At 66.3% G+C, this 12,022-nt stretch carries 11 protein-coding genes and 2 pseudogenes; 9 read left to right on the plus strand and 4 right to left on the minus strand.

The genetic code is table 11. The annotated features are described in order from the left end of the window. The first annotated feature begins 21 nt into the window (after positions 1 to 21). The 8 genes and pseudogenes from ftsH to BN2156_RS23855 all read left to right on the plus strand — a co-directional run. On the plus strand, positions 22 to 2,346 hold the full coding sequence (gene ftsH / locus BN2156_RS23820) for an ATP-dependent zinc metalloprotease FtsH (protein WP_090517299.1): 2,325 nt from the start codon (positions 22 to 24) through the stop codon (positions 2,344 to 2,346). Positions 2,347 to 2,366: 20 nt separating this feature from the next. Then, the gene (gene folE, locus BN2156_RS23825) at positions 2,367 to 2,984 is read left to right on the plus strand and encodes a GTP cyclohydrolase I FolE (RefSeq protein WP_090517300.1); all 618 of its coding nucleotides are present in this window, start codon (positions 2,367 to 2,369) and stop codon (positions 2,982 to 2,984) included. Further along, a complete protein-coding gene (folP, locus tag BN2156_RS23830; RefSeq protein WP_235625457.1) occupies positions 2,981 to 3,814 on the plus strand; it encodes a dihydropteroate synthase in 834 nt (277 codons plus the stop codon). The genes folE and folP overlap by 4 nt, the downstream gene beginning before the upstream one ends. After that, a complete protein-coding gene (gene folB / locus BN2156_RS23835) occupies positions 3,807 to 4,181 on the plus strand; it encodes a dihydroneopterin aldolase (protein ID WP_090517301.1) in 375 nt (124 codons plus the stop codon). Before folP ends, folB begins: the two co-directional genes overlap by 8 nt. Continuing rightward, entirely contained in the window at positions 4,178 to 4,714 is a 537-nt protein-coding gene (gene folK / locus BN2156_RS23840) for a 2-amino-4-hydroxy-6-hydroxymethyldihydropteridine diphosphokinase (RefSeq protein ID WP_090517302.1), read from the plus strand. The genes folB and folK overlap by 4 nt, the downstream gene beginning before the upstream one ends. Further along, the gene (locus BN2156_RS23845; protein WP_090517303.1) at positions 4,714 to 5,190 is read left to right on the plus strand and encodes a DUF3180 domain-containing protein; all 477 of its coding nucleotides are present in this window, start codon (positions 4,714 to 4,716) and stop codon (positions 5,188 to 5,190) included. The genes folK and BN2156_RS23845 overlap by 1 nt, the downstream gene beginning before the upstream one ends. 77 nt (positions 5,191 to 5,267) lie before the next feature. Continuing rightward, positions 5,268 to 5,942: pseudogene (locus BN2156_RS23850) on the plus strand (DUF6779 domain-containing protein); the annotation flags it as partial. A gap of 18 nt (positions 5,943 to 5,960) precedes the next feature. Then, a pseudogene (locus BN2156_RS23855) lies at positions 5,961 to 6,968 on the plus strand (NAD(P)H-dependent flavin oxidoreductase); the annotation flags it as partial. A 23-nt stretch (positions 6,969 to 6,991) separates the two neighbouring features. Here BN2156_RS23855 and BN2156_RS23860 read toward each other — a convergent pair. From BN2156_RS23860 to BN2156_RS23875, 4 genes are read right to left on the minus strand one after another with little or no spacing between them, the layout of a single operon-like run. Then, positions 6,992 to 7,456 carry a DUF5078 domain-containing protein gene (locus BN2156_RS23860; RefSeq protein ID WP_090517304.1) on the minus strand — a complete coding sequence of 155 codons (465 nt, stop codon included), beginning with the start codon at positions 7,454 to 7,456 and terminating at the stop codon, positions 6,992 to 6,994. A gap of 14 nt (positions 7,457 to 7,470) precedes the next feature. Beyond that, the gene (locus tag BN2156_RS23865) at positions 7,471 to 7,800 is read right to left on the minus strand and encodes a DUF732 domain-containing protein (RefSeq protein WP_090517305.1); all 330 of its coding nucleotides are present in this window, start codon (positions 7,798 to 7,800) and stop codon (positions 7,471 to 7,473) included. Continuing rightward, complete coding sequence (locus BN2156_RS23870; RefSeq protein ID WP_090517306.1) at positions 7,800 to 10,718, minus strand: MMPL/RND family transporter; 2,919 nt, start codon at positions 10,716 to 10,718, stop codon at positions 7,800 to 7,802. The genes BN2156_RS23865 and BN2156_RS23870 overlap by 1 nt, the downstream gene beginning before the upstream one ends. Then, positions 10,715 to 11,140, minus strand: coding sequence for an MmpS family transport accessory protein (locus tag BN2156_RS23875; RefSeq protein WP_090517307.1), 426 nt, complete (start codon positions 11,138 to 11,140; stop codon positions 10,715 to 10,717). Before BN2156_RS23875 ends, BN2156_RS23870 begins: the two co-directional genes overlap by 4 nt. Before the next feature lie 186 nt (positions 11,141 to 11,326). Between BN2156_RS23875 and BN2156_RS23880 the strand changes: the two genes are divergently transcribed. Next, on the plus strand, positions 11,327 to 12,007 hold the full coding sequence (locus tag BN2156_RS23880; RefSeq protein ID WP_090517308.1) for a TetR/AcrR family transcriptional regulator: 681 nt from the start codon (positions 11,327 to 11,329) through the stop codon (positions 12,005 to 12,007). Positions 12,008 to 12,022 lie beyond the last annotated feature (15 nt).

Below are 12,022 nucleotides of genomic sequence, written 5' to 3' on the forward strand. Positions count from 1 at the left end.
CCGAACTCGGCCGAGTGATCGATGAACCGCAAAAATGTGATCCGCACGCTGACCGTCATCGCGGTCGTGCTGCTGCTGGGCTGGTCGTTTTTCTATTTCAGCGACGACACCCGCGGCTACAAACCCGTCGACACCTCGGTGGCGGTAGCCCAGATCAACGCTGACAACGTCAACAGCGCCCAGATCGACGACCGCGAGCAGCAGCTGCGACTCGATCTGAAGAGCGGCAAAGAAGAGACCGAGAACTCCGACAAGGTCATCACCAAATACCCGACCGGCTATGCCGTCAAGCTTGTCGACCAACTCGACGCCAAGAACGTCAAGTTCGGTACGACGGTCAACCAGGGCAGCTTCCTCGGCTCGATGCTGATCTACATGCTGCCGCTGTTGTTGCTGGTGGCCCTGTTCGTGATGTTCTCCCGCATGCAGGGCGGCGGCCGGATGGGCTTCGGCTTCGGCAAGTCGAAGGCCAAGCAGCTGGGCAAGGACATGCCCAAGACCACGTTCGCCGACGTTGCCGGTGTCGACGAGGCGGTCGAGGAGCTCTACGAGATCAAGGACTTCCTGCAGAACCCGTCGCGCTATCAGGCGCTGGGCGCCAAGATCCCCAAGGGCGTGCTGCTCTACGGCCCGCCCGGCACCGGTAAGACGCTGCTGGCCCGCGCCGTCGCAGGCGAGGCCGGGGTGCCGTTCTTCACCATCTCCGGTTCGGACTTCGTCGAGATGTTCGTCGGTGTCGGTGCCTCGCGCGTCCGCGACATGTTCGAGCAGGCCAAGGCGAACAGCCCGTGCATCATCTTCGTCGACGAGATCGACGCCGTAGGTCGGCAGCGCGGTGCCGGCATGGGCGGCGGTCACGACGAGCGTGAGCAGACGCTGAACCAGTTGCTGGTCGAGATGGACGGCTTCGGCGACCGCCAGGGCGTCATCCTCATCGCGGCCACCAACCGCCCCGACATCCTCGACCCGGCCCTGCTGCGGCCCGGCCGCTTCGACCGTCAGATCCCGGTGTCCAATCCCGACCTGGCCGGACGCCGCGCCGTGCTCAAGGTGCACTCGGCCGGCAAGCCGATCGCCCCCGATGCCGACCTGGACGGGCTGGCCAAGCGCACCGTCGGTATGTCCGGTGCGGACCTGGCCAACGTCATCAACGAAGCCGCGCTGCTCACCGCGCGCGAGAACGGCACCGTCATCACCGGTGCGGCGCTGGAAGAAGCCGTAGACCGCGTCGTGGGCGGCCCGCGCCGCAAGGGCCGCATCATCAGCGAGCAGGAAAAGAAGATCACCGCCTACCACGAGGGCGGACACACCCTGGCCGCGTGGGCGATGCCCGACATCGAGCCGATCTACAAGGTGACGATCCTGGCCCGTGGCCGCACCGGCGGCCACGCCGTCGCGGTGCCCGAGGACGACAAGGGCCTGATGACCCGCTCGGAGATGATTGCGCGCCTGGTGTTCGCCATGGGCGGCCGCGCCGCCGAGGAACTCGTCTTCCGCGAGCCCACCACGGGTGCGGTGTCCGACATCGAGCAGGCCACCAAGATCGCCCGCGCCATGGTCACCGAGTACGGCATGAGCTCCAAGCTGGGCGCGGTGCGCTACGGCACCGAGCACGGCGACCCGTTCCTGGGCCGCACCATGGGCACCCAAGCCGACTTCGGTCACGAGGTCGCCCGCGACATCGACGACGAGGTGCGCAAGCTCATCGAGGCCGCGCACACCGAGGCGTGGGAAATCCTCACCGAGTACCGCGATGTGCTCGACACGCTGGCCGGCGAGCTCCTGGAGAAGGAGACGCTGCACCGTGCCGAGCTGGAGGCCATCTTCGGTGACGTCAAGAAGCGTCCCCGGCTGACCATGTTCGACGACTTCGGTGGCCGTGTGCCGTCGGACAAGCCGCCGATCAAGACCCCGGGCGAGATCGCCATCGAGCGCGGTGAGCCGTGGCCGCCGCCGGTGCCAGAGCCGGCCTTCAAGGCCGCCATCGCCGCCGCCAGCCGGGAAGCCGAGCGGGCCAACGAGACCAACGGGGTGGGGGCCAACGGTGCCCCGCCGAACGGGACCAACCAGAACGGTTCGACCCAGCCTGACTACGGCGCACCGGCCGGCTGGCACGCCCCGGGCTGGCCGCCCGCGCCGTCGCAGCCCGGTTACCAGCCGCCCCAGCAACAGCAGGGTTACTGGTACCCGCCGCCGCATCCGTCGGGATGGCAGCAGCCCCAGCCGTATCCTTATCAGCCTTATCCTCATCCGGGTCAGCCCGCACCCAATGAGGACGCGGGTCAGGACCGTGCCCCTGAGCGGACCGACCGTTCCGACCGGTCCAACCCACCGGCCCACGGCTGATCGGAAGAACGGAGGCTTCGATGTCGCAGTCGTTGCGCGAGCATCACAACAACACCGATACGGCCACGCGGGTGTTCGACCAACCGCGTGCCGAGGCGGCCGTACGTGAGTTGTTGATCGCCATCGGTGAGGACCCCGATCGTCAGGGTCTGATGGATACCCCGGCTCGCGTGGCACGTGCATACAAGGAGCTGATGGCCGGTCTGTACACGGACCCGGACGCGGTGCTCAACACCACCTTCGACGAGGAGCACGACGAGCTCGTGCTGGTCAAGGAAATCCCGATGTACTCGACCTGCGAGCACCACCTGGTGTCGTTCCACGGGGTGGCCCATGTCGGGTACATCCCCGGGGTCGACGGCCGGGTGACCGGGCTGTCGAAGATCGCCCGCCTGGTCGACCTGTACTCGAAGCGCCCGCAGGTGCAGGAACGGCTGACCGCCCAGATCGCCGATGCGCTGATGCGAAAGCTCGACCCGCGCGGGGCCATCGTGGTGATCGAGGCCGAACACCTCTGCATGGCCATGCGCGGTGTCCGCAAACCCGGCGCGGTCACCACCACGTCCGCGGTACGCGGCCAGTTCAAGACCGACAAGGCATCCCGGGCCGAGGCGCTGGAACTTATCCTGCGGAAGTGAACCCCACCCGTTTGCAGGTCATGGGAGTTGTGAACGTCACCGACGATTCCTTCTCCGACGGCGGCAAGTTCATCGACCGCGACCGTGCCGTCGAACACGGGTTGGAGCTCGCTGCCGCGGGTGCGGCGATCATCGACGTGGGCGGGGAATCGACCCGTCCCGGCGCGGTGCGGGTCGACCCCGCGGTGGAGGCGGCCCGCGTCGCTCCCGTAATCGAAGCGCTTGCCTCCCAAGGTATTACGGTCAGCATCGACACGATGCACGCCGAGGTGGCCAAGGTGGCCCTGGAACGCGGAGCGCAGATCGTCAACGACGTGTCCGGCGGCCTGGCCGACCCGAACATGGCGCCACTGCTGGCCGACGCGAAAGTGCCGTGGATCCTGATGCACTGGCGCTCGGTCAGCGCCGAGCAGCCGCACCACGCTCCGGGTTACGGCGACGTGGTGGCCGAGGTCCGGGCCGAGCTGCTCGGTGCGGTCGACGCCGCTGTCGCCGCGGGGGTCGACCCGCAACGGCTGATCATCGACCCTGGCCTGGGTTTCGCCAAGACCGCGCAGGACAACTGGGCCCTGCTGCATGCACTGCCCGAGTTCATCGACACCGGGATCCCGGTGCTGGTCGGCGCCTCACGTAAACGCTTCCTGGGAACGTTGCTGGCCGGGGCGGACGGGACACCGCGGCCACCGGACGGCCGGGAGACCGCCACCGCCGCGATCTCGATGCTGGCCGCCCAGCACGGCGCCTGGGGAGTTCGGGTGCATGATGTGGTGGCCTCCGTCGACGCGCTCGCCGTGCTGGAAGCCTGGGAATCTGGAGGTCGGGTTGGCTGATCGAATCGAGTTGCGCGGCTTGCGGGTTCGGGGCAACCACGGTGTCTTCGACCATGAGCGGCGCGACGGCCAGGAGTTCGTCGTCGACATCACGGCCTGGGTGGACCTGCGCCGGGCGGCGGCCACCGATGATCTCGCCGACACCCTCGACTACGGCGCGCTGGCGCAGCGGGCAGCGGACATCGTCGCGGGCCCACCACGCAATCTGATCGAGACGGTCTCCGCCGAGATCGCCGACGCCATCATGGCCGACGAACGCCTGCACGCGGTCGAGGTCGTGGTGCACAAGCCCAGCGCCCCGATTCCGCTGACCTTCGACGACGTCGCGGTGGTGGCCCGGCGGTCCAGACGGGGGGCCACCGCGTGACGTCGACTGTCCTTTCGATCGGATCGAACGTCGGTGACCGGTTGGCCCGGCTGCAATCGGTGGTCGACGGCCTGGGGACGGCGGTGCGCGCGGTGTCGCCGGTGTTCGAGACCGACGCCTGGGGCGGCGTGGAGCAGGGGCCGTTCCTCAACGCGGTCCTGATCGCCGACGATCCGGACGTGGACTGCCACGGCTGGCTGCGACGCGGCCAGCAACTCGAGCAGGCGGCCGACCGGGTCCGGGAGCAGAAGTGGGGCCCGCGCACCCTCGATGTCGACCTCGTCACCTGCCACGACCGTGATGTCGAGGTGCTCTCCCGGGACGAGGACCTGACGTTGCCGCACCCGCTGGCGCACCTGCGGGCATTCGTGCTGATCCCGTGGTTGGCCGTGGACCCGGACGCCACGCTGACCGTGGTCGGCCGGTCGCGGCGGGTGGCGCACCTGCTGGAGGAGATCGACCCGGCCGAACGGGCCGGGGTCCGGCGTACCGACCTGGCGCTGATATTCCACACCGAACCCTTGGCGGACTGATGGGGCCGACCCGTAAGCGTGACCTGGCCGGCGCGGTCGCCGTCGTCGCGATCGTCGGCTACGTGCTGGTCGGAATCCTCTACCGGTGGTTCCCGCCGTTGACCGTCTGGACGGGGCTTTCGTTGCTGGCGGTCGCGATCGCCGAGGCGGGCTGGGCGTTCTATGTGCGGGCCAAGATCAATGACGGGCAGATCGGCGTCGACGCCGGCCGGCTGCACCCGCTGACCGTGGCCCGGTCGGTGGTGGTCGCCAAGGCCTCGGCCTGGGTCGGCGCCATCACCGCCGGCTGGTGGATCGGTGTGCTGGTCTATCTGCTGCCCAGGCGCGGCGAACTACGCGTGGCCGGCGAGGACACACCCGGCGCGGTGGTGGCGGCGATCAGTGCCCTGGCGCTTGCTGCCGCGGCGGTGTGGCTGCAGCACTGCTGCAAGTCTCCAGAGGAACCGCCGGACAACGGGGACACTGCGCCCGAGTGACCGATTGTCGGAGGTAGTTGGCCGAATCGCCGCAGCGGTCGACGAGCTAGATGACCGGTGACGGGTACAGTCGGCGCATGACCGTTCTGCCCCGCGGTGGTCGGCCACGGCGCGGCGGCCGAAGGCCGGGCTGGCTCCTCTTAACGGTATTGCTGGTGCTCGCGATTCTGGCCAGCTCCGCATTGGTGTTCACCGATCGCGTCGAGTTGCTGAAGCTCGCCGTCATCCTGGCCCTGTGGGCTGCCGTGGTGGCGGCCTTCGTCTCTGTCATCTACCGGCGTCAGAGCGACCTGGACCAGGCCAAGGCCCGGGATCTGAAGTTCGTCTACGACCTGCAGCTGGATCGGGAGATCTCGGCGCGGCGCGAGTACGAGCTGACCGTCGAGACCCAGCTGCGCCGAGAGCTGGCTTCGGAGCTGCGCGCCCAGGCCGCCGACGAGGTCGCCGCGCTGCGCTCCGAGCTGGCCGCACTGCGCGCCAACCTGGAAATCCTGTTCGACACCGACCTGGTGCACCGGCCGGCCATCGAGACCGACAAGAGTGCGGTGCGCACCGCGGGCCGGGTGACCGCCAGCCGTCTGGACATACCGGCGGTCGAGGTCACCGACATCCGGTCGTCGCGTACCGAGGAAAGCCCCATCATCGATGTACCGGCCGAGCCGCATCCGCCGGAGAACGACTGGGCCACCTCCGGCGGTGCGCATCGCCTCCCATCGCGCCCGGTTCCGGCAGGTGAACCGCCCCGTCGCCGCCGTCGCCAGCAGGAGGCTGCACGCCAGCCCGAGCAGCTGGACCAGGAGCTGTCCTGGATCGATGAGCAGGTCGGCGGCAAGCCGTACGGTGCCGACATCATCGTGCCGGCGAAGTTCGAAGGTAAGGGCGAGAACCTGTCGCGGGGACAGCTCACCGACCGCATCCCCGCCGAGTACCGCGAGTTCGTGGCGCAACTGCTGGCCGATCACGATATCGAGCCCGAGACCAAGCAGCGGTTCGGTGGGTCCTCGTTGTCCGGTGACACCGGCCGCGAGTTGCTGGACGTCGCCATGAGCCATCCGATCAGGCTGATCGCCAACGCGCTCGGGGTGCCGCCGGATTACATGATCGAGGCCGGACGAGAGCGCGGTGTCCCGGTCGCGGCGCTGGTGGGTGCCCGCGAACACGCCCTCAAGCAGGTGCAGGCGGGCGTGGATCTGATTGTCGCGCAAGGCACCGAGGCAGGCGGGCACTGTGGTGAGGTGTCGACGCTGGTGCTCGTGCCCGAAGTGATCGAAGCGCTCGAGGCTGCCGGCAGCGACATCCCGGTGCTGGCCGCCGGTGGCATCGTCACGGGCCGGCAGATGGCCGCGGCCGTGGCGATGGGTGCGGCCGGAGCCTGGACCGGATCGGTGTGGCTGACCACCGAGGAGGCCGAGACCGCGCCGCACACCGTGCAGAAGATGTTGGAGGCGACCTCGCGGGACACGGTGCGATCGACCGGGCGGACCGGCAAGCCGGCCCGCCAGCTCCGCTCGGATTGGACCGACGCCTGGCAGCCGAATCCCGGCGGCCACCAGACCCTTCCGCTGCCGTTGCAGAACATGCTGGCCGAGCCGGTCATCCGTCGCGTGGATGTGCTTGCCGCCCAGGGGCATCCGGGCGCACAGGCGCTGGCCACCTACTTCGTCGGGCAGGGTGTGGGTTTGATGAACAAGGTCAAGCCGGCCCGCGAGGTGGTCCGCGAGTTCATCGAGGATTACCTCGCGGCCACCGAGCGGTTGAGCAACTCACTGCCGGACTGAGCCGGACCGGCCTCAGCCCGTGGTCAGTGCCAGTTCCAGACGGACATGTCGTTGGGCGGGTAGTTCATGCAGATGTCGGTGGTGTTGGCCGCGACGCCCTTGTTGTTGAAGAACAGCTTGGCCCAGTTCGGCCAGCGCCAGGACATGTTCTCGAAGAACGCGTTGGTGGCCGTGTTCTCGGAGTACTGGCGGCGGCCCGCGTAGTCCATCGAGAAGAACCAGTGGATCCGGTCTTGCGCGCCCTGCTGATCGGCGACCGGCTTGTTGTTGTAGTCGATCATGTAGCGCTCGTAGTAGACGGGCTCGACGTCGCGGGCGGCGGCCATGATCTGCTCGGCCGTGCACGGCGTCCGCAGGATCCGGTTGGGGATCGGGTAGTCGTCGGTGGCGTCGGCGCTTGCGATGCCGGCGCCGGCCAGGGCCCCGGCGACGGTACATGCCGCCACGCCGGTGCGGATCAGGTTGGTGACACTCTTACGGTTCAACATGGCTCCAAAGTCGTTCAGTGCGCTGCTTGTTCGTAGATGAAGCGCTGATCGGGGCAGTAGTAGTTGATGGCGGTACCCAGGAACTGCCACGACTGTGCGTCGGTGCTGTCCTTGGCCAATTGCTTCTTCACGAAACCGACCGAGTCCTGGGCATTGTGGTCGACGCCGTTGTGCAATCGCTTGCACATGATCTTGCCGATCCAGGCGTTGTAGTCCTTCTGCCCATAGATCCCGAAGGTGTGGAGCTCGTTCGCGAAATCGGTGTCCGGATCGGCATGTGCCGGTGCCGAGACAGCCAGAGCCGTTGCCGCGCTGAACATCAGGGCGATGAGTACGCGTTTCATCAGACCACAGCCTCCTGGGGTTCTCGTTGGATCGGTTTCGGCCAGGGCGCCGGAAGCGGACGCTGCCGGACCCGTTGCGGCCACCAGAACCAGCGGCCGAGCAGCGTGGCGATCGACGGAGTCATCAGCGACCGGACCACGAGCGTGTCGAACAGCAGGCCGAGGCCGATGGTGGTGCCCACCTGGCCGATCACGATCAGGCTGCTGACCGCCATCGATGCCATGGTGAAGGCGAAGACCAGGCCCGCGGAGGTGACCACGGCACCGGTGCCGACCATCGCCCGGATGATTCCGGTCTTCAGCCCGGCGTGGATCTCCTCCTTTATTCGGGAGACGAGCAGCAGGTTGTAGTCCGCGCCCACGGCCAGCAGGACGATGACCGACATCGGCATCACCATCCAGTGCAACGGGATTCCCACGATGTGCTGCCAGAGCAGTACCGACAGGCCGAAGGCCGAGGCAAGGCTCAGCACCACCGTGCCGACGATCACCGCGGAGGCCACCACCGCACGGGTGAGCACCAACATGATGATGAAGATCAGGATCAGTGCCGCCGCGGCGACGATGATCAGGTCGTAGTCGGCGCCCTGCTGCATGTCGTTGAACGTCGCCGAGCTGCCGCCGAGGTAGATCTTCGATCCCTCGAGCGGGGTGCCCTTGATGGCGTCGGCCGCTGCGACCTTGAGCGGTGCGATGCGTGCGGTCCCCTCAGGGGTCAGCGGATCACCCTGGTGAATGATGGTGAACCGCACCGCATGTCCGTCAGGCGACATGAACAGCTTGATGCCTCGCTGGAAGTCCTCGGTTTCGAAGGCCTCCGGCGGCAGGTAGAACGAATCGTCGTTCTTGGCGGCATCGAACGCTTCGCTCATGGCGGTGGCGGTGTTCTGCATCGCCATCGTCTGATCCTGCTGTGCCTTCTGCACCTGGTACTGGTTCAGCAGTATCTGCTTCTGGTTCTTCATGGTCTGGATCTGCGCCGGCAACACCGCGACCATCCGCGGCATCAGATCGGCCATGCGCTGCATCTCGGGGACCAGATCCTGGAAGTCGTCGGACATCGTGTTGATGCCGTCGAGGCTTTCGAAGATCGACCGCATGGACCAGCAGACCGGGATGTCGAAGCAGTGCGGCTCCCAGTAGAAGTAATTGCGGATCGGCCGGAAGAAATCGTCGAAATCTGCCAGATGGTCCCGGACTTCGGACATGTCGCCCGACGTCGTCTTCATCTTGTCGGCCATCCGCTGCGACACCGCGGCCAGCTCGGTCTGGATGCTCATCATCTCGGTCATCGAGTCGATGCTGGTCTGCAGATCGTTGGCTTGATTGAGCAGATTCTGCAGATTGGTCTGCGCGTAATCGTTGTTCATCAGCTGGGTCGTGCCGCTCTGGCCCAGCGTGTACGGGATCGTCGAGTGCTTGATCGGATCGCCGTCGGGACGCGTGATGGTCTGCACCTGGGCGATGCCGTGAACGCTCTTGAGAGCCTTGGCGATCTTGTCGATGACCAGGAAGTCGGCCGGGTTCCGCAGATCGCGGTCGGACTCGATCATCATCAGGTCCGGGTTCATCTTGGCCTGGGAGAAGTGCCGGAACGCGGCGTCGTATCCGATGTTCGTCCCGACGTCCTCAGGCAGGAAGATGCGGTCGTTGTAGGTGGTGTGATAGCCGGGCAGAGCGAGCAGGCCGACCAGCGCAGCCACGATGGCGCACACCAGGATTGCGCCCGGCCAGCGGACGGTCGCGGTGCCGACCCGGTGCCATCCGCGAGATTGCGAGTGTCGCTTGGGCTCGAGAATCTTGCCGAATCGGCTGAGCACCGAGATGGTGGCCGGACCCAGCGTCAGCGCCATGGCGACCACGACCACCATTCCGACCGCCAGGGGGATTCCCATGGTCTGGAAGTACGGCAGGCGGGTGAAGTGCAGGCACAGCGTGGCGCCGGCAATCGTCAGGCCCGAGGCCAGCACCACATGTGCTGTCCCGTGGAACATGTCGTAGTAGGCCTCTTCGCGGTCCTTACCGGAGCGCCGGGCTTCGTGATATCGGCCGATCAGGAAGATCGCGTAGTCGGTGGCCGCGGCGATGGCCAACGTCACCAGCATGTTGGTCGCGAACGTCGTGAGACCGAAGAAGTTGTGATAGCCCAGTAGCGCGACCAGGCCACGCGCACCGGACAATTCGAGCACGACCATGGCGAGCACGATCAGCGTGGTGATGATCGAGCGATAGACGCCCAGCAGCATCACCGCGATGACGGCGAAGGTGACGAGCTCGATCATCTGCATGCTCTCGTCACCGACGATGTTCTGGTCGGTGCTGGATGCCGCGGACCCTGTCACGTACGCCTTGACGCCGTCGGGTGCGGGGGTTTCGGTGGCGATGCGCCGCACCGCCTCGACCGACTCGTTGGCGAGTGTCTCACCCTGGTCGCCGGCGATGTAGACCTGTACGTAGGCGGCTTTACCGTCGCGGCTCTGGGCGCCTTTGGCGGTCAGGGTGTCGCCCCAGAAGTCCTGAACGTGCTGCACGTGGGTGGTGTCGGCACGGAGGTCGCGAACCATCTGGTCGTAGAACATGTGCGCTTCGAGGCCCAGCGGCTTGTCGCCTTCGAGCACGACCATCACCGAGCTGCTGGTGTCGTACTCCTGGAACTTCTTGCCGACCTCTTTGATGGCGATCATCGACGGTGCGTCGTTGGGACTCATCGACACCGCGCGCATCTTGCCGACGACCTCGAGTTGCGGCACGACGGTGTTGAGCAGTGCGACGATCACGATCCAGATCAGGATGATCGGCAGGGCGAATGCCCGGATGAAGCGTGGGATCAGTGGGCGCGGAGGTGCTGCGTGGCGCCCCGTTGCGATGGCGTCGGTCGGCGTCTCGTCCGTCTGGGTTTCTTCCTCGCGGCCGATCATGCTGCCTTCACAAAGCAGAAGGTTTGTGCGTTCAATCCAGTAGCCGTTCTCTCTTCTTTGACCTCGTCATCGACGGTGACTCGGCAACTGATGCTGTCCCCGTCGCCCTGCGCCATGATGTTGGGCTGCACCGACGGCAACGTGGTCTGCAGTGTCAAAGTCCATGGCAGCGGCACAGTTCCGGTGCGCTGCGGTTTGCCTTCGAGGTCCATGTAGTTGATGACGGCGGTGCCGCCGGTGCCATAGATCTCGTACTTCACGAACTTGGGGTTGAAGTCCTCGGCGTTGTCCGAGGTGTTCTCGGTGATGATCACGGGATGTGCGCCGAAGACCTTGCGCACGTTCATCACGATCAGCACGCCGGCCCCCATGGCGATGATGATCAGGACGGGAAGCCAGATCCGGCGGATCGCGCCGATCACCGGGGTTGTCCCGGGGGAAAGGCCACTGCGGGCGTAGCGTTTACGGCTGTCAATGTGGCCTCCCGACGTTCGATGCTTCGCGACTACCAGGCTGTTAGGCGGCCTACGCAGTTCGAAGGGTAAAGTTAGCCGAATAAGTGGATAGGATCAATCCACTTATGATGCCGATCACTTAAGCTGGGAGATATGACCGAGGGAACACGCCGCGTACTGCGCAAAGACGCAGAGCGCAATAGACAGCGTGTGCTCGATGCTGCCCGGGAACTGTTCGCCGAAAAGGGCCTCGAGGCGACCCTCAACGACGTGGCGCGTTACGCCAACGTCGGCGTCGGCACGGTCTACCGGCGGTTCGCCACAAAGGAAGAGCTCATCGAGGCGATCTTCGTGGACGGCATGGAGCAACTCACCGCCCTGGCTGAAACCGCACTGCAACACGAAGATTCGTGGCAAGGGTTCGCGTGGTACGTCGAGAAGATGTGCGAGATCACCGCTACCGACCGCGGACTGCGCGAGATCGCGTTCAGCAAGTCCTACGGCGGTGACCGGGTGAAGGCCTGTCAGGAGGGGCTCGTCCCGGTGCTGGGAAAACTCGTCGAGCGGGCGCAGTCCGACGGTTACCTACGTCCGGAGCTGTCCTCCACGGACATGCCGCTTTTCGGGCTGCTGTCAGGCACGGTGAGCGAATTCGCCGGTCACGTCGACCCCGAGCTGTGGCGCCGCTATGTGGCGATGCTCTTGGACGGCATGCGCTATCACGATGGCCAGTCGCCGATTCCGGTGAAGGCGCTCGACGAGGATTCGCTCGATGCGGCGATGCGCACCTGGGAGCCCGCGGGGCCGCCCTGCCGGCCGGCCTCAGAGGCCTGACGTTTCGGAAATGCC

The organism is Mycolicibacterium neworleansense, assembly GCF_001245615.1.
Taxonomy (GTDB): Bacteria; Actinomycetota; Actinomycetes; order Mycobacteriales; family Mycobacteriaceae; genus Mycobacterium; species Mycobacterium neworleansense.